This is a genomic window from Fluviirhizobium alvei (assembly GCF_030551875.1).
GTDB classification, from domain to species: Bacteria; Pseudomonadota; Alphaproteobacteria; order Rhizobiales; family Rhizobiaceae; genus Rhizobium_E; species Rhizobium_E alvei.
In genome coordinates, this window is the sequence record NZ_JAUOZU010000013.1 from 157,141 (window position 1) to 178,543 (window position 21,403).

A 21,403-nucleotide genomic window follows, 5' to 3' on the forward strand; every position below is an offset into this window, starting at 1 on the left:
ACTTCAACGCGCCGATTTCAGCGCGACGACATTGTGGAGGTTTTCATCGGCGGTGGAGAAGAAGCGCTTGATGTTGCGCGCCGCCTGACGGATGCGATGTTCGTTCTCGACGAGTGCGATACGGACATAATCGTCGCCATGTTCCCCGAACCCGATGCCCGGTGCGACGGCAACGTCGGCCTTTTCGATCAGGAGCTTGGAGAATTCGAGACTGCCGAGATGACGGAACTTTTCCGGCACCGGAACCCAGGCGAACATCGAGGCCTTCGGCGCCGGAATGTCCCAGCCGGAACGGCCGAAACTGTCGACCAGCACGTCGCGGCGACGCTTGTAGACCTGACGCACCTCATCGATATGCTTGTCCGCATCCGGATCATTGAGCGCAGCACTCGCGGCCACCTGAATGGGCGTGAAGGCACCATAATCGAGATAGGATTTCACACGCGTCAGCGCCGAAATCAGCCGGTCGTTGCCGACGGCAAAACCCATGCGCCAGCCGGCCATGGAAAATGTCTTCGACATCGAGGTGAATTCGACGGCAACATCGATGGCGCCCGGAACCTGCAGGACCGACGGCGGCGGATTGCCGTCGAAATAGATTTCGGAATAAGCAAGGTCCGACAGCACGAAGATGCCATGCTTCTTGGCGAAGGCGACCACATCCTTGTAGAAATCGAGCTCGACCACGGAAGCAGTCGGGTTCGACGGATAGCAGAGGATCATCGCGATCGGCTTCGGAATCGAATGGACGACGGCGCGTTCCAGCGCCCGGAAGAATTCCGCATCCGGTTCGATCGGGATCGAGCGAATGACGCCGCCGACCATCAGGAAGCCGAAAGCATGGATCGGATAGGACGGGTTCGGGCACAGAACCACATCGCCCGGCGCGGTAATGGCCTGCGCCATATTGGCGAAGCCTTCCTTCGAACCGAGCGTCGCAACGATTTGCGTATCGGGATTGAGCTTCACGCCGAAACGGCGTTCATAATAGGCAGCCTGGGCACGACGCAGGCCCGGAATGCCCTTCGAGCTCGAATAACCATGCGTATCCGGCCGCTGCACGGATTCGATCAGCTTGTCGACGATGAACTTGTTGGTCGGCAGATCGGGATTGCCCATGCCGAGATCCACGATGTCGGCGCCACCGGCTCGCGCGGCCGCCTTCAGACGGTTGACCTGCTCGAACACATAAGGCGGAAGGCGCCGGACCTTGTGAAACTCTTCCATGGGAACCTCGTGGCTTCAAAGCGGCACAAACCTGCCGCAAATCACGCTTTGCTTCCAAAAGTCGAGAAAGGCAAGCGCAAATTGGCGTCCGGACGATCGAAGCGCCGAAACAGAGGACGTTGGCGCCCATCGTGCCTATTCGGCGTTGCTTCCCGCCAGTGCCTGCATCTCGCGAACGCGACGCCAGTATTCGGCTTCAGAAATCGTCCCATCGCGGCGGCCCTGCGCCAGGGCAGAGAGATCCTTGGACATTTTTGCCGCTTCTGCATCGCTCATTTGCGGCATCGCTGTTGTCAGCGGCTTGGAAAATTCCGAATGGTTGGCTCCAGCCACCGGATTGAGCGCATCATTCGCATTCCCGCTCGAATTGCACGAGGAAAGCAAGCCAGACAGACCTCCGGCGAGGAGAAGGAGGAAAGCGATTCTGATCACGACTGTCATATCCGGCCCTGCGCATGCGCTCTGGAGGTAAATCTCCGAACCGGACCCTACCATTTATCGATATGACAAAGCTAGAATTGCAGACAGGTTTCGTGCAAACTAAATGTATAAAGACAATAAGAATTCTGGGAGCGAGGACATGAGCAATACGAAGGCCGAAGCCGGAGGGGCAGCACCGCCACCGCAATTCGATCCGAAAATGATCGAACCGTTTCTGGTGAAGAATCCGGAGGCTCTGTCCGTCAATATCGCCCGATCGCTTGAAAATCTCGGCAAGGCGGCCTCGGAATGGTTGCAACCGCGTGAAAGCGGCGAAAAGGTCGATATCGTCATCGAGCCCGTGACAGATATCGTCAAGACGCTCTCGAGCGTGGTCGAATACTGGATCAAGGATCCCCAGCGCACGCTCGAAGCGCAGACCTACCTCATGTCCGCCTATTTCAACATCTGGATGCAGACGCTTGCTGCCACAGCGGGGCAGTCGGAGAAGGCGGCCGTTGCTGTTCGCGACGACAAGCGCTTCAGCGATCCCGACTGGAAGGCGACACCCTTCTTCGATTTTCTCCGTCAGGTCTATACGGTCACGGCTGACTGGGTCGAAACCCTGACCGCCAAGGCCGAAGGCCTTGATGACCACACCCGCCACAAGGCGCAGTTCTATGTCCGGCAGCTGACCTCGGCCCTTTCACCGGCCAATTTTGTGCTGACGAACCCGGTTCTCTACAAGGAGACTGTGGCCCAGAACGGCGCCAACCTTGTCGAAGGTATGAAAAAGCTCGCCGAAGACATCAAAGCCGGAAAGGGCGACCTCCGCATCCGGCAGACCGATGCGAGCAAGTTCAAGGTCGGCGAGAACATGGCCGTGACGCCGGGCAAGGTGATCGCGGAAAACGAGATCTGCCAGATCATCCAGTATGAGGCGGCCACCGAGGAGGTGCTGAAGCGCCCTCTCCTCATCTGCCCGCCCTGGATCAACAAGTTCTATGTGCTCGATCTCAATCCGCAAAAGAGCTTCATCAAATGGTGCGTCGAACAGGGCCATACCGTGTTCGTGATTTCCTGGGTCAATCCGGATGAGCGCCATGCGGAGAAGGACTGGGTTGATTATTCGCGCGACGGCATCAATTTCGCCCTCGACACGATCACCAAGGCCACCGGCGAAGAGAAGGTCAACGCGATCGGTTACTGCGTCGGCGGCACGCTTCTGGCCGCAACCCTTGCCCTGCATGCACGCGAGGGCGACAAACGCATAAAGACCGCCACCCTGTTCACGACCCAGGTGGATTTCACCCATGCCGGCGATCTGAAGGTGTTTGCCGACGAAGCCCAGTTGCAGAACATCGAAAAGATGATGGAGGCGGACGGCTATCTCGACGGATCGAAGATGGCGCTCGCCTTCAACATGCTGCGGGCTTCGGAACTGATCTGGCCCTATTTCGTCAACAACTACCTGAAGGGCCAGGATCCGATGCCCTTCGACCTTCTCTACTGGAATTCGGACAGCACCCGAATGCCGAAGGCCAATCATTCCTATTATCTGCGCAACTGCTATCTCGACAATACATTGGCGCAGGGCCGCATGGAGCTCGCCGGCCAGACATTGTCGCTCCATGACATCAAGATCCCGATCTACAATCTCGCGGCCCGAGAGGACCATATCGCTCCGGCGAAATCGGTCTATATCGGCTCGAAACTGTTCGGCGGCGAAGTCACCTATGTCATGTCCGGTTCTGGTCATATTGCGGGTGTCGTCAACCCGCCGGACAAGGTGAAATACCAATACTGGACCGATCCGTCGCTCGATGGCGAATTCGAAGACTGGACCAAACGTGCCAAGGAAACGCCGGGGTCCTGGTGGCCGCACTGGCATGGCTGGATCCTTGAACATCATTCCAAGACGGTTCCGGCACGGCGCCCGGGTGGCGATCAGCTCAATCCGATCGAGGAAGCGCCGGGTTCCTATGTGCGCGTGCGGGTCTAGCCCCGTCAAAGAGCTTGATTGCACGGGATGAACCCGGCATACAGGTTCGAATGGAGAATATTGCCGGGAATTGCGTGAAATGGTCACCTATATCGATGCGATGACAGCGCCGATGAAAAACACCGGAGCGATCCGGATCTACGGCGCTGACGCGTTCGAAGGCATGCGCAAGGCATGCCAGCTGACAGCGCGCTGCCTCGATGCGATCTGGCCGCTGGTCAAGCCGGGCGTCACAACCGATGCGATCGACAAGTTCGTTCTCGAATTCGGCCTTGACCACGGAGCCCTGCCGGCGACGCTGAATTATCGCGGCTACCGCAAGGCCTCCTGCACCTCGATCAACCATGTTGTCTGCCACGGCATTCCGGACGACAAGCCGCTGCGCGAAGGCGATATCGTCAATGTCGACGTAACCTTCATCGTCGACGGCTGGCACGGTGATTCTAGCCGCATGTATCCGGTCGGCGAAGTGAAGCGCGCGGCCGAACGGCTGATGGAAGTGACCTACCGATCGCTGATGCTCGGCATCCAGGCGGTCAAGCCCGGCGCCCGCACCGGTGCCATCGGCCATGCGATCCAGACCTATGCCGAAGCGGAACGCTGTTCGGTGGTGCGTGATTTCTGCGGCCATGGCCTTGGCCAACTTTTCCACGACGCTCCGAACATCCTTCATTACGGCCAACCGAATGACGGGCCGGAACTGCGCGAAGGCATGATCTTCACCATCGAACCGATGATCAATCTCGGTCGGCCGCATGTCAAAGTGCTTTCGGATGGCTGGACGGCTGTGACGCGGGATCGTTCGCTGTCGGCACAATATGAACATGCCATCGGCGTCACCGCGACCGGTTGCGAAATCTTCACGCTTTCACCCGGCGGTCTCGATACGCCGGGCCTGACCATGTGAGGCATCATGGCAACGACGCCCGAAAGCCGGAACGATCCGATCGAACAGGCTGAAGACGGGCAGAACGAAGCCATCGACGAACGCGGTTTTTTCTTCGAGCCTGTGACAGGTCGTTCCGGCCTGAAAAAAGCCAAGCCGGTCAAGGACGGTCAGTCGCAACAGCCTGCCGAACATTATCACGGCCACCGTGAGCGCCTGCGCTCACGCTTCCGCGAACAGGGCGATGGCAGTCTGGCGGATTATGAATTGCTGGAACTGATGCTGTTTCGGCTGATTCCCCGCCGCGACACCAAGCCGGTCGCCAAGGCCCTCCTCGATCGGTTCGGAACCCTGGCCGGGGTTTTCGGGGCACCACATCACCTGCTTTGCGAGATCAAGGGTGTCGGCGAAGCCGTCGCCACCGATCTCAAGCTGGTCGCGGCCATCGGCCACCGCACGCTGAAGAGTGAGATCCGGGGCAAGACGGTGCTCGGCTCCTGGTCTTCGGTGATCGAATATTGCCATGCCGCCATGGCGCATGAAACGACCGAGCAGTTCCGCATTCTCTTTCTCGACAAACGCAACCAGCTGATCGCCGATGAGGTACAGCAGCGCGGCACAGTGGATCATACCCCGGTCTATCCGCGAGAGGTGGTCAAACGCGCGCTCGAACTCTCGGCGACCGCCATCATCCTTGTCCACAACCATCCGTCCGGCGATCCGACGCCTTCGCGTGCCGATATCGACATGACGGCCCTCATCGTCTCCACCGCAAAGCCTCTGGGCATTACCGTTCATGATCACATCATCATCGGCAAGGATGGCCATGCCAGCCTCAAGGGCCTGCGGTTGATCTGACCGAGATGCCGCTGGCGACTATGATCGCGCAGCAACGTGCTAACCTGCATCTTGAAACATCCCTGCCGACTTGCCACATCCCGCGTCCCACGCATGATCTCCCCGAAAGGCAATCCATGTCTGCTTTGTTTTCTCCCTTTACCTTACGTAAGCTAACGTTACGGAACAGAACGGTCGTCTCGCCGATGTGCCAATATTCGGCCAAGCATGGCCTGGCCAATGACTGGCATTTTGCCCATCTTTCGCGGTTCGGTCTTGGCGGCTTCGGTGCCGTTGTCGTCGAAGCGACGGCAGTCGTTCCGGAGGGCCGCATCACTTATGCCGATCTCGGCCTGTGGTCGGATGAACAGATTGCGCCGCTGGCCCGTATTGTGGATTTTCTTCATACCCAGTCGACTGCCGCGGCAATCCAGATCGGACATGCCGGTCGAAAGGCTGCAACACCGCTCTGGTGGCGCGGCGGCTTCACGGAAACCGAAGCGGAAAAGCCTGAGGTCGGCTTTGAAGATTGGCAACCGGTGGCACCGAGCGCAATCCCGCATGCATCGTCACCGGATTACAAGATCCCGCGCGAACTGACAGTCGATGAGATCGCTTCACTTCGGCAGGCCTTCGTCGACGCCGCACGCCGGGCCGATCGCGCCGGCTTCGATATCGTTGAAATCCACGGCGCCCATGGTTACCTGATCAACGAATTCCTGTCCCCGATCGCCAACAAGCGCACCGATGCCTATGGTGGGTCGGACGAAAACCGCATGCGCTTCCTGCTCGAAATCGCCGAATCCGTGCGCGCGGCCTGGCCGGAAGACAAGCCGCTCTTCGTCCGGCTTTCGGCCTCCGACAATCATCAGGACGGCAATGGTGTCGATTTTTCCATCCGGCTGGCAGCCAAACTCAAGGCCCTGGGCGTGGACCTTGTCGATTGTTCATCCGGCGGTTTCGATGGTGCCCGCTTCGATCCGGCCCCCAACTATCAGGTTCCCCTTGCTGCTGCCCTCCGTGAAGGCGCTAGCATTCCCACCATGGCAGTCGGCCTGATTACGGATCCGAACGATGCCGAAGACATCATCGCCTCAGGCAAGGCGGATCTGGTCGCGCTCGGTCGCGGCGCCCTCGACGAACCGAACTGGCCCCTGCATGCCCGCCTGTCGCTCGAACCGTCCCGAACGGCTTACGGCGATTGGCCGAAGCAGGCAGGCTTTGCCGTCAGCGCCATGGACCGCTCGCTCAAGCAGCGCGGTTTTTCCAGTCGTTGAGCTCTCATGAATCAGCTACTCAGTGAGCAACGATCACGGCAATGCGCCAGTCTGCTATGCCGTGACCAAGAGGAAGCTGGGAGTATGCAATGAGCTACAAGGATATCGCTGCTGCGATCAATATAGATGAGGATTTCTCGGCTGCTGATAAAAAGGCAATTCTCGCCGTGATCAAGGAGGCCTATTCGGAATCCTCGATCGCCCGCGCGATGTTTGATCATTGGGTCATCGATAAGGGACGCGACATCGATTTCATCTACAACAAAGGTGATTTCAGCGCCTGGAATGGCGAAGTCTATCTCGACATGCGCGAACTCGACAATGCGAGCTATATCGATCGCCATGGCAATGCCGTTCAGGATTTTCCCTTTACAGCCATTATCCACGAACTTGGCCATGCGCTAACCGCACGCTTGGACGATTGGACGGCAGCCGAGCCCGCAGGCAGCAACCAGGCCTTCGTCAATCGGATCTACCGTCAGGCCGGCTATATCGAACAGCTCTCCTACATGGGCTATGATGCCAGCGGCACCATCATCGAGCGAGGAATGGACTATACGAATGGCCAGCGTATCGACAATGCCTGGGTGCACAAATGGGCGGACTTACCGGAAGATCACGATACGACTGTCGATGTCGACGGCAGCAGATTCTGGAAACCCTATCGTGACCTTGTGATCGGAAGCAACAATGCGAATGTTTTGAAAACCGGCGCCGGCAATGATTTTCTCTACGGCTTGAAGGCGGATGACACCTTGGTCGGAGGCAACGGCAACGACTATCTCGTCGGCGGGAGGGGCTCCGACGAGCTTTTTGGCGGCGATGGCTATGACATCGCCAGTTACAAGATGGCCAGCGAAGGGATCGTCGCCAGACTGGACAAGCCGGCCGAAAACGGTGGTGAAGCCGCTGGCGATACATACAGGTCGATCGAAGGCTTGGTTGGGTCCGCTTTCGCAGACACATTGTTCGGCAACGCACGCAGCAACATTCTCCAGGGTGGAGACGGTAACGACCAGTTCGTGAGCCGAAGCGGCAATGACAGGCTGGATGGCGGACATGGCTTCGACCGCGCCTTCTATGCCTATGGCTATTCGGCCTACGTTTTTGATCAGGATGCCAACACCATCCGCTTGCTTGGTGGTGGGACTGATCATCTCGAGAATATAGAGCGAGCCTGGTTTGCTGATGGCAAACTCAACCTTTTGACCGGAGAATTCACGCCGGATGCCGGCCTTGCGTCCGGATGGGATATGCTTGTGTAACGCTGTTATTGCCGGCGGGTATCCTGATCTGCCGGCAAATTCTTGCTCATCAAAAGTCTCTACGGTTTGCCAGGCTGCTCACAAGAATACAGACGCGGTCATGTCGTGACGAAAAATGCGGTCTTTACTCACGAAATCGAGTGATTTGTTCGAGATTTTCAGCGTCTTCGCATCAAGACTCTAACCACTTCTTCACCTGTTTTCGCTAGCAATGGGCTATTGGTGATGAGGGTAGTGCGTTGTTTGAATCGCTGCAGACGATCTCAAGGAAGGGCAAGATCAAACTTGCTGCCTGGACCATATTCGGCACGCTGGGCTGCATTGCGGTTTCAGTCACCTATAATGTCACCGCGTTCTGGGATCTTGGGCGGGCTGCGTTCATTCAGTCGATCATCAGCGCGATAGTATTGCCGATCATCATCGCCGGCCCGATGTTCTTCTATCTGACCGTCAAGTTACGCGAAACGGCGATCCTGAACCACAAGCTCAAGGATTTCGCATCGATCGATGGCCTGACCGGCTGTCTTAACCGGGCGGCCTTCACCCATCGTGTTCACACGTGGTTCCAGCGCGCCAACAGCCAGGGCGCCACAAGCCCCAGTGCCTTTCTGCTGATCGATGTCGACCATTTCAAGAAGGTCAACGACACGCATGGCCACATCACCGGCGATGAAGCCTTGCAGCTGGTCGCAGGCATCATCCGTAGCACCGTGCGCAAGACGGATCTGGTCGGGCGCATGGGCGGCGAAGAATTCGCGATCTTCCTTCCCGACACCGACCGCGAGACGGCACCGAAAAAAGCCGAAGAAATCCGCCTGGCCATTCAGCGAACCGAACTGCAACCGAGTTATGGTAACAGCAAGTTGCGGCTGACCGTCAGCATCGGCTGTGTTACCTGTTCATCCGGCAGCCTTTTCGAAGATGTCTATCGCACCGCCGACAGCCTGCTCTACAAGGCGAAGACCGGTGGCCGCAATCAGGTTGTCACCTCGGAAGGCGAAAAGCTCAAGGTCGCCAACGACGACAGGCTTGCTGTATAAAAAACGCGGCCATGGCCGCGTTTTAGAGCGTAGATCGGCCTGATTGAATCATTCTGCGACAAGGAATTTTTGTTAGGATCAAGGACTTTGTCGAGAGCGTACCTATAGGCACGGTCGACGACAAAGACCGTAGAGATTGACAAAAATTCATGTCGCCCATCGGGCGGCCGCTTCGCTCTTGCGAAGCGAAAGCACGCCCGACTTTCATAATGCGCAGATTTACGTAAGCAAATCTGCGGTGGGTTGGCTGAAACTGGCTCTCCGCAACGTCGAGCGGCTTGGCTGTACGCGACGGCTACAGCTCGCGCCGCTCTCCTCGCGGAAAACCAGTTTGAGCCAACAGAATTGGTTCAATAAGGCCGATCTACGCTCTAAATGGTCATTCGATTTCCTGATGCGATCACACCAGCCGGCTCTGTTCGAGTGCGGCTTCGACGAAGCTCGCAAACAACGGATGCGGTTCAAACGGACGGCTCTTGAGCTCGGGGTGATACTGCACGCCGATGAACCAGGGATGGTCGGCATATTCGACCGTTTCCGGAAGCACGCCATCCGGCGACATGCCGGAGAAGACGAGGCCGCATTTTTCGAGCCGGTCCTTGTAATCGACATTCACTTCATAGCGATGACGATGACGTTCCGAAATTTCCGTCGTTCCGTAGATATCGGCTATCCGGCTCTCTTTCTTGAGGCTGGCGCGATAGGCACCAAGCCGCATCGTGCCGCCGAGATCGCCAGCGGCCGAACGCTTTTCGAGCTCGTTGCCCTTCACCCATTCCGTCATCAGGCCAACGACCGGTTCGGACGTCTTGCCGAATTCGGTCGATGAGGCCTTCTCGATGCCGGCGAGGTGACGGGCAGCTTCCACCACCGCCATCTGCATGCCGAAACAGATCCCGAAATAGGGAACTTTGCGTTCACGCGCGAACTGGGCCGCAAGGATCTTGCCTTCCGAACCACGCTCGCCGAAACCGCCCGGCACCAGAATGCCGTGCACCTTCTCAAGATAGGGGGCCGGATCTTCCTTTTCGAAGATTTCGGATTCGATCCACTCGAGCTTCACCTTGACCTGGTTGGCAATGCCACCGTGATAAAGCGCTTCGATCAGCGATTTGTAGGCATCCTTGAGGCCGGTATACTTGCCGACGATGGCGATGGTGACCTCGCCTTCCGGATTGTGGATTCGGCGGGAAACCTCTTCCCAGGTCTCCATGCGCGGCTGCGGCGCGGGCTCGATGCCGAACGCAGCCAGGACTTCGTCGTCCAGGCCTTCCTTGTGATAGGCGTTCGGAACATCATAGATGCTGGCGACATCCAGCGCCTGAATCACGGCCGACGGGCGCACATTGCAGAAGAGCGACAGTTTCTTGCGCTCGGCTTCCGGAATTTCCCGGTCGGCACGCACCAGCAGGACATCGGGATGGATACCCATCGCCTGCAGTTCCTTGACGGAATGCTGCGTCGGCTTGGTCTTGAGTTCGCCCGCCGCCGGAATGTAGGGCATCAGTGTCAGATGCACATAGACGGCAGAATGGCGGGGCAACTCATTGCCGAGTTGGCGGATCGCCTCGATGAACGGCATCGCTTCGATATCGCCGACAGTGCCACCGATTTCGCAGAGAACGAAATCGTAGCCGTCATTGCCGTCGGTGACGAAATTCTTGATCTCGTTCGTCACATGCGGAATGACCTGAACCGTGGCGCCGAGATAATCGCCGCGCCGTTCCTTGTCGATGATGTTCTTGTAGATCCGACCGGTGGTGATGTTATCGGTCTTAGTGGCCGAACGTCCGGTGAACCGCTCGTAATGGCCGAGGTCGAGGTCGGTTTCGGCACCATCATCGGTGACGAAGACTTCGCCATGCTGCGTCGGGCTCATGGTGCCCGGATCGACGTTGAGATAAGGATCGAGCTTCTTGAGCCGAACCCGGTAACCGCGCGCCTGCAGGAGCGTTCCCAAAGCTGCGGACGCGATGCCTTTCCCCAAAGAGGAAACCACACCGCCAGTGATGAATACATATCGCGCCATGGGCTTTACCCGATACTGCTTCCCGGCTGATTCCGCCAGAGAAAAATTGTTATCCACGAGTTCCAGGGCCAGACCATTTGTCATTGGCCCACAAAAAAAGCCGGCAGGAAACCCGCCGGCTTTTTGAAGTGATGTGCCGGATTATTGGGCCGGCGTCGAATTGTTCTCGGTCTTCGGAGCGGCATCTGCCGGCTTCGTGGCTGTCGCATCCGCAGGTTTGGCAGCATCAGCAGGTGCTGCCGCGTCTGCAGGCTTCGCAGCATCCGCCGGCTTGGCGGCATCCGCAGGTGCAGCAGGCTGGGTGTTATCACCATCGGTCGGAATGGCATTCGGGTCAGCCGCCACCGGCGCTTCCGGCTTCTTTTCATTGCCGCCGAGCGCATCAAGAAGACCATTGTCGCCCGATGTCGTCGTCGGCAGCTTGTCGAGAATGTCGGTCGGCTTGGCCTGATAGCGGGCAAGGATGCCGAGGCTGAGCGAGGTGATGAAGAACAGCGTCGCGAGAATGGCCGTCGTCCGCGTCAAGGCGTTGGCAGCACCGCGCGCGCTCATGAAACCGGAACCGCCACCGATGCCCAGACCACCGCCCTCGGAACGCTGGATGAGCACGACGCCAACCAGCGCCAGAACGATCATCAGATGGATAACGATCAATACCGTCTGCATATGTCCAATCCTGTCCGGAAGTTCCGAACCTAAATGTGTTTGGCGCGCTCTTACACGAGGCCCGCCCGCTTGGAAAGCCCCTCGCCTCGCCTTTCAAGCGCACGAACTGTTCTCACTGAGCCTTAAAGCGCTTCGTAGACCTTGGATATGGCAAGGAAGTCGGCTGCTTTCAAGCTCGCCCCACCGATCAGGGCACCATCGACATTGGCGATCGCCATCAGTTCGGCTGCATTCGACGGTTTGACGGAACCGCCATAGAGAATGCGCACCTTCTTGCCCTCGGCGCCGAAGCGCGCCACGAGTTCCGAGCGCATGAAGGCATGTGCCTCCTCGACATCGGCGGCCGTCGGCGTCAGGCCGGTGCCGATCGCCCAGACCGGTTCATAGGCAATGACGGTATTGGCAGCGGTGGCGGCATCCGGCACCGAGCCGGCCAACTGGCGCTTCAGCACATCGAGCGTTTCACCGCCCTTGCGCTCGGCTTCGGTCTCGCCGATGCAGACGATGGCCACCAGTTCGGCGGCATGGGCGGCCTCGGCCTTGGCACGCACCAGCGCATCGCTTTCGCCATGCAGCGTACGGCGTTCCGAGTGGCCGACGATCACAAAGGTACCGAAGCAATCGGCAATCATCGTAGCGGAGATGTCGCCGGTGAAAGCACCCGACTGGGCCGTATGGCAATCCTGGGCGCCGATCTTCAACGGACTGTCGGTGCAAAGCGCCGTCGCCACATAGAGAAGCGTTGCCGGCGGGCAGATGAGCGTATCGATCTTGCCAGCAAGCGGCGCGACACCTTCAGCCATCGCCTTGAGCTCGTTGAGCTGCTCGCGGGTTCCGTTCATCTTCCAGTTTCCGGCAACGAGCGGCTTGATTTCCGGCGTCATATCGATCTCCTCACGTAAAAATCCTGTCGTTGCCCTAGCAGAAAGGCGGAAAAAGCCGCAAGCTAAACTTCCGTCGATCGGAGCCGGAAGAATTGACACAATGGAATGCGTGAATAAAACCGGAAGATGAGCCGTTACGCGGATGGCTGAAAGCAACTTGAGAAGCCCACGAGCGAAAGCTGGAAACATGAAGAGAACAGCGCGCATATCGGCGGCAGTCCTTTGCCTGTTGTTCCTCTCGCTATCGGTCCTTGTTCCGGGCACCGCCAATGCCGCAGCGCCTCGCGTGGCGCTCGTGATCGGCATGGCGCGCTATGCCAACATTCCCGCACTTGCCAACACCGAAAACGACGCGCGCGAAATCTCGAAAACGCTGCGAGCGCTCGGCTTCCAGGTTGAAACCGCGATCGATCTGCCGCTCAAGGATCTGGTCGAAACGGTCAACCGATTTTCCGTCACGGCGGAAACGGCCGATATCGCCATGATCTATTATGCCGGTCATGGCGTCGAACTGAGCGGCGAGAATTTTCTGATCCCGGTCGATGTGAATATCCGGAAACCGGAAGATATCGGCTCGCAGGCGATTACGCTGCGCAATCTCCTCGAAGCGGTCGAAAATGCCCGCAAGCTGCGCGTGGTCATCCTTGATTCCTGCCGCAACAATCCCTTCGCCACATGGCCGGTCCAGGAAGTGGCCAAGGCTGGCGATGCCACTTATGTCACGGGGGTTGCCGGGGAACTGCGCAAGGGCGGTCTTGCGGCCCCCTCGCCCGACAAGGGCATGCTGGTCGTTTATGCCGCCAAGGAAGGCGAAGTCGCGCTTGATGGCGAAGGCGGCCACAGCCCGTTTGCCCGCGCACTCATCAGCGAATTGCCGACGCCGAATGTCGAGATCGGCATGGTGTTTCGTCGCGTGCGCGATGCAGTTTTGATCGCCACCAAGAACAAGCAGGAGCCACACTTCTACGGCTCCCTCTCTGGCATCCCCTATTTCCTCGGCGGTTCCGACATCAATGTTGCGGCTCTTTCGGATCGTACCAAGGCCTGGAGCGCACTGGCGGCAGACCAGGAAATGCAGCTGGCCTCGCTTGCCGAAGACGGCAATGTCCGCGCCATGCTTGGATTGGGTTATATGTCGCTCAATCCGGAAAAATCCCGCTTCAAGCCAGAACGCGCCGTCGCCATGTTCTCCGCCGCTGCAAAAAATGGCGAGCCCGAAGCGATGTTCGAGCTTGCCAAGCTCTATGAAAAGGGCATCGGCACGCCGCAAAACCTCGACGAAGCGCTCCGGCTCTATCAGAAATCGGCCGAACTTGGTTTTGCCGACGCGATCAACGATCTCGGCTTTCTGTACTATCAGGGCGGCATCGGCCTGAAACGCGACCCGCAGAAGGCCGTCGACCTGTTCTTGAAAGCGGCTGACCTTCGGCATCCGCAGGCCATGTTCAATGCCGCCGCCTTGATCGATGATGGCGTCGTCGCCGGAAAGGGTCCGGAAGATGCGGCCCGCTATCTTTATGCGGCCCTTCGTTCCGGGGTGAAGGATGTTCTCGAACAGCTGACGAACCGCCCGAACCAGTTCAAGCCGGAAACGCGCAAGGCGCTGCAGGCCGAACTGGCCAAGAACAATTTCTACAAAGGCAGCATCGACGGCGCCTTCGGCCAGGGCACCCAGCGAAGCATGCGGATCGCCTATGGCGAGACCACTGATTGAGGAGAGGTATTCCACCTATGACGATGCGTCCATTGTTGAAAGGCATGTCACTTGTCGTTGCAGGGAGCCTCAGCCTCGTCGGCAGCCCCTCCTTCGCCGCGATTCCTCATCTGGTGCCGAACGCGCCCGTTCGGGACGTGGACAGCCTGATTCTCGCAGCCATGAACATGTCGCCGCCGCACCAGACCGTCGACACACCAGACAACGAGACCTACGGGAACGACGGCCCGGGGCTGGAATACAATGCGCTCAACCGGATGACGACGCGCAAGATCGTCCTCGATCTGCGGGCGGTGGTGGGTGAATGCTCGACCTATGACGACGTCTACCGGATCGACTGCCTGCGCCAGGGCCTGGACCTGATTGCCGACAGCCTGCCGAAAAACAGCGAATATGTCGAAACCGAGCGCGTGCTCCGACAGGCCAGCCGCAAGCTGGCGGCAATCGTCTCCGAAAATGCGGATAGGTCAAAACCGAAGTTGCAAGCGCAGAAGAACGCCAATCCGCGCTTCAAGAAAACCCGCAGCTATACGGCCATTCGCAAGGATGCCGTCCCCCGCGCCATGGAACAGGCAACTGCGGTGATCGAAGAGGCAAAGACGACGCTCTTACGTGCCAGCGAGAATTCCGAACGCCGCTATCTTCACTATCAGCAGATCTCGACGGCGGTCGATTCGACGAAGGTGCTCCTGCGATCGTGATCGCGTTCAGCGCGCCTCGAACAGCCAGTTGAGACTGTCACGCCAATCCGTCATCCGGATCGGGGTTCCGTGCGATCCGGTTTCGAACAGAACGAACCGCGTCGGATATTTCTCCTTGGAGAGACTTTCGTAGAGCGCAATCTGGTCCGCTGCCGGATAGACGCTGTCGGACGATCCATGGCTGAAAAACATCGGCAGCCTTGCTGCATAGGCGGCCGTCTTGCGGAAATCGGGATCCGTGACGCCGCCCATGATCATCATGCCCGCAAGTTGGCCTGCCACATCCTTGTCGCGCGCGATCGACCAGCAGACGAAGCTGCCCATCGATGCACAGGAAAGAACGATCCTGGCGCCCGGCGCATTGGCCCGGATATGCCGGATCAGCATGGCGATATCGGCGGCACCTTCCGCATCGAAGGTCCGTACGCTCGGCGCGAAATAGACCCCGGCATTCTGCATGGCGAGGTTCTTGAGCCGGTTGAAATTGCCGCCGAACGAATAGTCGTTGGCACCCAGCCGGCGGTCGCCACCGCGACCATGCAGGAAAATGACGGCGAATGCGGCATTTTCGACATTGCCGACACGCATGACATCGAGCCTGCGCCCGTCAGCGCTTAACGTTTCGTTTTCCTGCGCCGACTTCGGCTTGAGCGAAACGTAACGCCCCCTCACCCGCCGCTCCGGCACTTCGTCGCGCTCGTTGATGTCACGCAGTTCCTGGTAATCGACCTTGAGGAAATTTCCGCCGTCACGCGTTTCGAGGATTGCCGGATAGGCGAACAGCTCGTCCTTGTAGGGCTTGAGTTCGGCTGTAGCAGAGGCGACCGCGCCGAAAACCAGCAAAATGGGAAGGGCGACAATGGCGCGAGGCCAACGAACTGTGGACATCCTGTGCGTTCCGGGAAGTTACGACCCCAGCGCCTTGCCATCCCGGCGACGAGAAAGCAATCCTCCTCGCATTCGCGAAATGAGGCGCATTCTGGCAGAATCGGCTGATTCGCCTCCCTCCGACGCTTGTGAAACGAGACCCATGACTGACGGCAACGACCTTTTTTCTGCCATCCCTGACATGCCCCGTGTCGAAAAGCCGGCGGCAGCCGAACCGATTGCGCCAGAACCCACACGCGCAGCCGCTGTTCCGCAGGCACCGCAGAAGAGCGATGATTACGATGCCTCTGCCATTCGCGTGCTCGAAGGGCTCGAACCGGTGCGCATGCGCCCGGGCATGTATATCGGCGGTACCGACGAAAAGGCGCTCCACCATCTCTTTGCCGAAGTCATCGACAATTCGATGGACGAGGCGGTCGCGGGCCATGCGAATTTCATCGACGTCAATCTCGATGCCAACGGCTATCTCACCGTCACCGACAATGGCCGCGGCATTCCGGTCGAGCTGCATCCGCAGGTTCCCGGAAAATCGACCCTCGAAGTCATCATGACCAAGTTACATGCTGGCGGCAAATTCGATGGCAAGGCCTATGAAACATCGGGCGGTCTGCACGGCGTCGGTATCTCGGTGGTCAATGCGCTTTCCGATTTCGTCGAAGTCGAAGTGGCCCGCAACAAGCGGCTCTATCGCCAGCGTTTTTCGCGCGGCATTCCGCAAGGCCCGCTCGAGGATCTCGGCGAGATCCACAATCGCCGCGGCACGCGCGTCCGTTTCCATCCCGATGCGCAGATTTTCGGCAATCACGCCAAATTCGATCCCGGCCGCCTCTTCCGCATGTCGCGCTCGAAGGCCTATCTTTTTGGCGGCGTCGAAATTCGCTGGTCCTGCGCGCCCGAACTGGTGACGGGGACCGAAATCCCGGAAAAGGCGGTCTTCCACTTCCCGGGCGGGCTCAAGGATTATCTGGCGGCCCAGATCGGCAAGGACTTTACCGTCACCCGCGATATCTTCTCCGGCAAGACCGAACGGCCCGGTGGTCACGGTTCGGTCGAATGGGCCGTGACCTGGTATGGCGGCGACATGATGCTGCATTCCTATTGCAACACGATCCCGACCCCGGAAGGCGGCACCCATGAAGCCGGCTTGCGCATCGCGCTCACCAAGGGGCTGAAAGCCTATGCCGAACTCAAGGGCAACAAGCGCGCGGCCGGCATCACCACCGATGACGTGATGATCTCGGTCGCCGGCATGCTGTCGGTCTTCATCCGCGAACCCGAATTCGTCGGCCAGACCAAGGACAAGCTCGCCAGTGCCGAAGCCCAGCGTATCGTCGAAAACGTCATCCGCGATCCGTTCGACCATTATCTGACGGATAATCCTTCCGAAGCCGACAAGCTGCTCGAATGGGTGATCGAGCGCTCCGAAGAGCGCATGCGCCGGCGCAAGGAAAAGGAAGTCAACCGCAAGACGGCAGTCCGCAAGCTGCGACTGCCCGGAAAGCTCGCCGATTGTTCGCAGAACACGGCCGAGGGCGCGGAACTCTTCATCGTCGAAGGCGATTCGGCCGGCGGCTCCGCCAAACAGGCGCGCAACCGTTCCAACCAGGCCATTCTGCCGTTGCGCGGCAAGATCCTCAACGTTGCCAGTGCCGGTCGCGACAAGCTTTCGGCCAACCAGTTGATTGCCGACCTCATCCAGGCGCTCGGCTGTGGCACAAGATCGAAATATCGCGAAGACGAACTGCGCTACGAACGCATCATCATCATGACCGATGCCGACGTCGACGGCGCCCATATCGCCTCGCTCCTGATCACCTTCTTCTATCAGGAAATGCCGGAACTGGTCCGCAAGGGGCACCTCTTCCTCGCCGTGCCGCCGCTTTATCGCATCAGCCAGGGCGCCAAGACGCTCTATGCGCGCGATGACCGCCATCGCCAGGAACTGATGGAAACCGTCTTCAAGGGCAAGAAGGTCGAAATCGGTCGTTTCAAGGGACTGGGCGAAATGATGCCGGCGCAGCTCAAGGAAACGACCATGGATCCGAAGACGCGGACCTTGCTGCGGGTCGAGATTGACGAAATCGATTACGAGGGCACGCGCGAAGCAGTCGACAACCTGATGGGAACCAAGCCCGAGGCCCGTTTCCGCTTCATCCAGGAGCGATCCGCCTTTGCCGAGAATCTCGACATCTGATCCCGGAAGCGAACAAAGTTGGACGATTTTGATTCCAAAAACCCTATGTTAACTGGAGTGGCTTAGTCTGGGGGACGGAGAATAAAGGTCCTCATGATGTATTCAGCAATGCCATCCGATCCTCGAGCAGCCTTTCAGGCCAGCGACCAGGGCAACGGACTTGTGTCCGTGAAGCTGCCCGGTCGACTGATGCGTTCGGATTTTTCAGAACATGATTGCCGTGCGATCGAAATGTCGCCGAACGAAGTTCATTTCCATTGCAATGCCTTCCCGAATGTCGGCGAACGCATTGTCGCCTATATCGAACATCTGGGACGTCTCGAAGGCACGGTTACAGGCCATATCGAGCATGGCTTCGTCATTCGCCTGATCGCAACCGATCGCAAGCGCGACAAGCTTGCCGCCCAACTGAACTGGATGGCCAACAAGACGGCTCTCGGCCTGCCGGAGGATCGTCGCCACGAGCGCCTGATGCCACGTAATACGCGCAGCGAAATCGGGCTGGATGACGGTCGCGTCTTTCCCTGCAAGATCATCGACCTGTCGCTTTCCGGCGCCGCCGTGGAAATCGATTTCAGGCCCGCAATCGGCACTCCGGTTCGGCTTGGCCATATGCGCGGCCGGATCGTCCGTCATTTCCAGGAAGGCGTGGCGGTCGAGTTCTCGGTCATGCTGTCGCGCGAAAGCCTCGAAAAGTACATCTGATCAAGACCGGGCGAACCGGCCGCATAACTCTACCATAATATTTGAGGCCGGGCGTCCATGAGACCTCGGCCTTTTGCTTGGGCAAGCCCATTCTTCGCGTCAGCCAAACCTAAAATGCCAACACGGAACGTTGTTAAACATTCCCTGTTTCAAAGGCCTGATAAACGCCTTCGGCGCCCCATCTCACCGCGAAACGGCATCGCTTTCAGTTCCTGATCCTATTTTCGCCCGGATTTTGCCGCTTTTTCCGCCCTCACTCAAAAAAAGTCGTGCCATTTTGAAAATAATTCCGGGCTGTTTTGACCCCGATTTGTCCTGTTTTGGCGCTGAAACAGCTCGTGTTACGATCCCGCTACAGAATTAAGCAGCATTGGGCAGCGCCTGCTCCGCGCGACGTCCGAGCGTCGCTAGCGGGTTCAAGCGTCTTCGTTCGATCAAAAACCATCAATCAAATCAGACCGTTCGCGCAAACCGGCTGCAATTTGAAGCAAATTTCGCGACAATTTTCCTCAATAATGCATCTTGTTTTATTTCAATTCTCGTATTGTTTTAAGATATTTTTACTAAAGTAATGATCGAGCTTTATATTCAATATACTCAAATCAATACTTTATTTTACTTCGGAATTTCGCGACCGATAAAATAGTGCCTGCCATAGTTTCCCCATCTCAGACGGGGAGACGAAAAATGAAAAACAAAGTCGCATGGAAGGGCATTCTCGCAATCCTGGCCGCCACGATCAGCACCGTGACATTCGCGGCCTCACCCAACATGAACACGGCCGGCAAGACCAATCCGCCGATCGGCCATTATGAATATTGCATGATCAACGGCAATGAATGTGGCTCGAACGGCTCCGACAGCGGTCCGCTGCAACTGACCGAGAAATTGTGGAAGACCATTCTCAAGGTCAACTACGATGCCAACTCTAAGATCGAGCCGCTAACCGATCAGGAGATCTTCGGCAAGGAAGAGGTCTGGGCCATGCCAACCTCGGTTGGCGATTGCGAGGACTATGTTCTTCTCAAGCGCAAGATGCTGATGGATCGCGGCGTGTCTCCGGCCAATCTTCTGATCACCGTGGTGTTGCAGCCAAATGGTGATGGCCATGCTGTACTCACGGTTCGAACCGACCGCGGCGACTTCGTTCTCGACAATATGCGCAACAAGGTCCTTCTGTGGTCGGACACCGAATATACATTCCTCAAGCGCCAATCGACCAGGAATGCCGGTCAGTGGGTGAAGATCGACGATGACCATTCGCCAGCCCTTGGCGCCATGTAATTCTGGCACCAACTGCACCGGTCGCCCGGAGCAGTTGAGCCAATCATAGACAGAGTTCCGGCCGGATCAGTCCAATCCCCGTCCCCCAGATCCGGTCGTTGCCGGCCCCGTTGTCCCCGGGGCCGGCTCTTTTTTTGGATGCTGCCGAGCCTAGAGAAGTTCGATTTTGCGAACAAATCCCAGAACGACGAGCCCGTAGATCCACGCCCAGCCGAATGCGACAATGACGCCACAGGCAAGATCCTGGCGGCTCACCTTGCCTTCACGCCAGACTTCGGCCAGACGATCGACCAGAAAGCCCGGTCCGGCAATGAGCGCCAGAAACCAGACGACAAATCGGCGCTCCAGTTGAATGCTGTTGCTCTGAACCGGCAGACGCTGGTCCAACAGGGCCTTGGCAAGATCGGCTATGGCAAGCGGTACCGCAAAGCCGACAACCAGGGAAACAAACACATCACCTGAATTCATGCTCTCCAAGCCTATCCGTTCAAGGTTTTTACAAGCTTCGCCCAGCAAGCTTCGTGCCACCCGTGCATGCTCCAGTCTGGCACAGGATTGAGACCGTTTAGTCGTGCCAAGCATCGATGAAAGGCAAGGAGCCGGAGGATGATCGTGTGACCAGCGACCATATTCTGTCCAACAGGCTGCTGGTCAGAATTCTCATCGCAATTTCGCTCATGGCGCTGCTGATGATCGGGATGACCATTGGCGGCCATATGCTGGGCAAAACGCTGGCACGCGAGGATTTCACCGACGAGACGTCGCCTCTTCACCTGATCGTGGGTCAGGATGTGCTGAAACTGCCGGCAAACATGCTACGCTTTGCCTCCGAACGCCAATCGGGTCGCCAAGATGCAGTCCATCTCGCGCTCGTCTGGCCGGGATTGCAAGGCTATAGCCAGGAAAATGCGGCACTCTTCACCGACAAGAACAGCACCGACAGCGTCATATTCGCTGAATTTAGTCAGAGCATCATGTCACGCGACATGTCGGGACGCCTTGAGCCGATTTATAAACGTCTGTTTACCGGCAAGGAAAGCCCTGGCCCTGGCGGCTTGACCATCCATGAACTCGATCCGAAAAGCGGCTATGGCAGCGAACAGATCCTGACGGCAGAGCGCAAGGGCGAACGGCCCTATGTTGTGCGCTGCATCCTGCCGCGCGACGGGGCGCCGTCCAGTTCCGCCGACTGCCAGCGCGATATCCATGTTGGCCGAGATCTGACCCTGCTTTACCGGTTTTCTTCCCGTCTTCTCGATCATTGGGCGGACATCGACAAGGCGATGGTCGCTTTCGCAGACCGGGCAATCGAGTCCGGCAATGGCACACAGGTGCCCTGAAACGTCACGGCCGGCTGGCCGAAAAGTTTCTCGCAATTGCACAT

The 21,403-nt window shown here is 58.1% G+C and carries 19 protein-coding genes; 12 read left to right on the forward strand and 7 right to left on the reverse strand.

Annotated features, from left to right (window positions below; translation table 11 throughout):
- Positions 1 to 3: 3 nt before the first annotated feature.
- The gene (locus Q4481_RS17850; protein ID WP_304377756.1) at positions 4 to 1,227 is read right to left on the reverse strand and encodes an LL-diaminopimelate aminotransferase; all 1,224 of its coding nucleotides are present in this window, start codon (positions 1,225 to 1,227) and stop codon (positions 4 to 6) included.
- A 135-nt stretch (positions 1,228 to 1,362) separates the two neighbouring features.
- The gene (locus Q4481_RS17855) at positions 1,363 to 1,659 is read right to left on the reverse strand and encodes an SHOCT domain-containing protein (RefSeq protein ID WP_304377757.1); all 297 of its coding nucleotides are present in this window, start codon (positions 1,657 to 1,659) and stop codon (positions 1,363 to 1,365) included.
- A 148-nt stretch (positions 1,660 to 1,807) separates the two neighbouring features.
- Here Q4481_RS17855 and Q4481_RS17860 point away from each other — a divergent pair, with 148 nt between their 5' ends.
- The 6 genes from Q4481_RS17860 to Q4481_RS17885 all read left to right on the forward strand — a co-directional run bounded on the left by Q4481_RS17860 (position 1,808) and on the right by Q4481_RS17885 (position 8,954).
- Entirely contained in the window at positions 1,808 to 3,649 is a 1,842-nt protein-coding gene (locus Q4481_RS17860) for a PHA/PHB synthase family protein (RefSeq protein WP_304377758.1), read from the forward strand.
- A 79-nt stretch (positions 3,650 to 3,728) separates the two neighbouring features.
- A complete protein-coding gene (map, locus tag Q4481_RS17865; RefSeq protein WP_304377759.1) occupies positions 3,729 to 4,556 on the forward strand; it encodes a type I methionyl aminopeptidase in 828 nt (275 codons plus the stop codon).
- A gap of 6 nt (positions 4,557 to 4,562) precedes the next feature.
- The gene (gene radC / locus Q4481_RS17870; protein ID WP_304377760.1) at positions 4,563 to 5,393 is read left to right on the forward strand and encodes a RadC family protein; all 831 of its coding nucleotides are present in this window, start codon (positions 4,563 to 4,565) and stop codon (positions 5,391 to 5,393) included.
- A 116-nt stretch (positions 5,394 to 5,509) separates the two neighbouring features.
- Positions 5,510 to 6,649 (forward strand): NADH:flavin oxidoreductase/NADH oxidase, encoded by a 1,140-nt coding sequence (locus Q4481_RS17875; RefSeq protein WP_304377761.1) that lies wholly within the window; start codon positions 5,510 to 5,512, stop codon positions 6,647 to 6,649.
- An 89-nt stretch (positions 6,650 to 6,738) separates the two neighbouring features.
- Positions 6,739 to 7,914 (forward strand): calcium-binding protein, encoded by a 1,176-nt coding sequence (locus Q4481_RS17880; RefSeq protein ID WP_304377762.1) that lies wholly within the window; start codon positions 6,739 to 6,741, stop codon positions 7,912 to 7,914.
- 239 nt (positions 7,915 to 8,153) lie between these two features.
- Positions 8,154 to 8,954, forward strand: a complete 801-nt coding sequence (locus Q4481_RS17885; RefSeq protein WP_304377763.1) for a GGDEF domain-containing protein — start codon at positions 8,154 to 8,156, stop codon at positions 8,952 to 8,954.
- Positions 8,955 to 9,354: 400 nt separating this feature from the next.
- Here the strand turns inward: Q4481_RS17885 and pyrG are convergent, their stop codons facing one another.
- The 3 genes from pyrG to tpiA form a co-directional block, all read right to left on the reverse strand.
- Positions 9,355 to 10,983, reverse strand: coding sequence for a CTP synthase (gene pyrG, locus Q4481_RS17890; protein ID WP_304377764.1), 1,629 nt, complete (start codon positions 10,981 to 10,983; stop codon positions 9,355 to 9,357).
- 141 nt (positions 10,984 to 11,124) lie between these two features.
- On the reverse strand, positions 11,125 to 11,649 hold the full coding sequence (secG, locus tag Q4481_RS17895) for a preprotein translocase subunit SecG (protein ID WP_304377765.1): 525 nt from the start codon (positions 11,647 to 11,649) through the stop codon (positions 11,125 to 11,127).
- Positions 11,650 to 11,771: 122 nt separating this feature from the next.
- On the reverse strand, positions 11,772 to 12,533 hold the full coding sequence (tpiA, locus tag Q4481_RS17900; protein ID WP_304377766.1) for a triose-phosphate isomerase: 762 nt from the start codon (positions 12,531 to 12,533) through the stop codon (positions 11,772 to 11,774).
- A 187-nt stretch (positions 12,534 to 12,720) separates the two neighbouring features.
- Between tpiA and Q4481_RS17905 the strand changes: the two genes are divergently transcribed.
- Positions 12,721 to 14,247 (forward strand): caspase family protein, encoded by a 1,527-nt coding sequence (locus Q4481_RS17905; RefSeq protein ID WP_304377767.1) that lies wholly within the window; start codon positions 12,721 to 12,723, stop codon positions 14,245 to 14,247.
- A 17-nt stretch (positions 14,248 to 14,264) separates the two neighbouring features.
- The gene (locus tag Q4481_RS17910; RefSeq protein WP_304377768.1) at positions 14,265 to 14,948 is read left to right on the forward strand and encodes a hypothetical protein; all 684 of its coding nucleotides are present in this window, start codon (positions 14,265 to 14,267) and stop codon (positions 14,946 to 14,948) included.
- A gap of 6 nt (positions 14,949 to 14,954) precedes the next feature.
- Here Q4481_RS17910 and Q4481_RS17915 read toward each other — a convergent pair whose 3' ends face one another.
- The gene (locus Q4481_RS17915) at positions 14,955 to 15,836 is read right to left on the reverse strand and encodes a phospholipase (RefSeq protein WP_304377769.1); all 882 of its coding nucleotides are present in this window, start codon (positions 15,834 to 15,836) and stop codon (positions 14,955 to 14,957) included.
- A 142-nt stretch (positions 15,837 to 15,978) separates the two neighbouring features.
- On the opposite strand from Q4481_RS17915, the gene parE reads away from it, so the two are divergent.
- From parE to Q4481_RS17930, 3 genes are all read left to right on the forward strand, one after another.
- A complete protein-coding gene (gene parE, locus Q4481_RS17920; protein WP_304377770.1) occupies positions 15,979 to 18,030 on the forward strand; it encodes a DNA topoisomerase IV subunit B in 2,052 nt (683 codons plus the stop codon).
- 96 nt (positions 18,031 to 18,126) lie between these two features.
- Positions 18,127 to 18,735, forward strand: a complete 609-nt coding sequence (locus Q4481_RS17925) for a PilZ domain-containing protein (RefSeq protein WP_377353113.1) — start codon at positions 18,127 to 18,129, stop codon at positions 18,733 to 18,735.
- Between the two features lie 687 nt (positions 18,736 to 19,422).
- Positions 19,423 to 20,019, forward strand: coding sequence for a transglutaminase-like cysteine peptidase (locus Q4481_RS17930; RefSeq protein WP_304377772.1), 597 nt, complete (start codon positions 19,423 to 19,425; stop codon positions 20,017 to 20,019).
- A gap of 150 nt (positions 20,020 to 20,169) precedes the next feature.
- Here the strand turns inward: Q4481_RS17930 and Q4481_RS17935 are convergent, their stop codons facing one another.
- Positions 20,170 to 20,487 (reverse strand): DUF6949 family protein, encoded by a 318-nt coding sequence (locus Q4481_RS17935; RefSeq protein ID WP_304377773.1) that lies wholly within the window; start codon positions 20,485 to 20,487, stop codon positions 20,170 to 20,172.
- A 146-nt stretch (positions 20,488 to 20,633) separates the two neighbouring features.
- On the opposite strand from Q4481_RS17935, the gene Q4481_RS17940 reads away from it, so the two are divergent.
- Positions 20,634 to 21,359, forward strand: coding sequence for a hypothetical protein (locus tag Q4481_RS17940; protein ID WP_304377774.1), 726 nt, complete (start codon positions 20,634 to 20,636; stop codon positions 21,357 to 21,359).
- The last annotated feature ends 44 nt before the right edge of the window (positions 21,360 to 21,403 follow it).

Coding starts and splice junctions, on each gene's coding strand:
- Q4481_RS17850 (WP_304377756.1), bottom strand. CDS start 1,227: ATGGAAGAGTTTCACAAGGTCCGGCGCCTTCCGCCTTATGTGTTCGAG.
- Q4481_RS17860 (WP_304377758.1), top strand. CDS start 1,808: ATGAGCAATACGAAGGCCGAAGCCGGAGGGGCAGCACCGCCACCGCAA.
- map (WP_304377759.1), top strand. CDS start 3,729: ATGGTCACCTATATCGATGCGATGACAGCGCCGATGAAAAACACCGGA.
- radC (WP_304377760.1), top strand. CDS start 4,563: ATGGCAACGACGCCCGAAAGCCGGAACGATCCGATCGAACAGGCTGAA.
- Q4481_RS17875 (WP_304377761.1), top strand. CDS start 5,510: ATGTCTGCTTTGTTTTCTCCCTTTACCTTACGTAAGCTAACGTTACGG.
- Q4481_RS17880 (WP_304377762.1), top strand. CDS start 6,739: ATGAGCTACAAGGATATCGCTGCTGCGATCAATATAGATGAGGATTTC.
- pyrG (WP_304377764.1), bottom strand. CDS start 10,983: ATGGCGCGATATGTATTCATCACTGGCGGTGTGGTTTCCTCTTTGGGG.
- secG (WP_304377765.1), bottom strand. CDS start 11,649: ATGCAGACGGTATTGATCGTTATCCATCTGATGATCGTTCTGGCGCTG.
- tpiA (WP_304377766.1), bottom strand. CDS start 12,533: ATGACGCCGGAAATCAAGCCGCTCGTTGCCGGAAACTGGAAGATGAAC.
- Q4481_RS17905 (WP_304377767.1), top strand. CDS start 12,721: ATGAAGAGAACAGCGCGCATATCGGCGGCAGTCCTTTGCCTGTTGTTC.
- Q4481_RS17910 (WP_304377768.1), top strand. CDS start 14,265: ATGACGATGCGTCCATTGTTGAAAGGCATGTCACTTGTCGTTGCAGGG.
- Q4481_RS17915 (WP_304377769.1), bottom strand. CDS start 15,836: ATGTCCACAGTTCGTTGGCCTCGCGCCATTGTCGCCCTTCCCATTTTG.
- parE (WP_304377770.1), top strand. CDS start 15,979: ATGACTGACGGCAACGACCTTTTTTCTGCCATCCCTGACATGCCCCGT.
- Q4481_RS17925 (WP_377353113.1), top strand. CDS start 18,127: ATGTATTCAGCAATGCCATCCGATCCTCGAGCAGCCTTTCAGGCCAGC.
- Q4481_RS17930 (WP_304377772.1), top strand. CDS start 19,423: ATGAAAAACAAAGTCGCATGGAAGGGCATTCTCGCAATCCTGGCCGCC.
- Q4481_RS17935 (WP_304377773.1), bottom strand. CDS start 20,487: ATGAATTCAGGTGATGTGTTTGTTTCCCTGGTTGTCGGCTTTGCGGTA.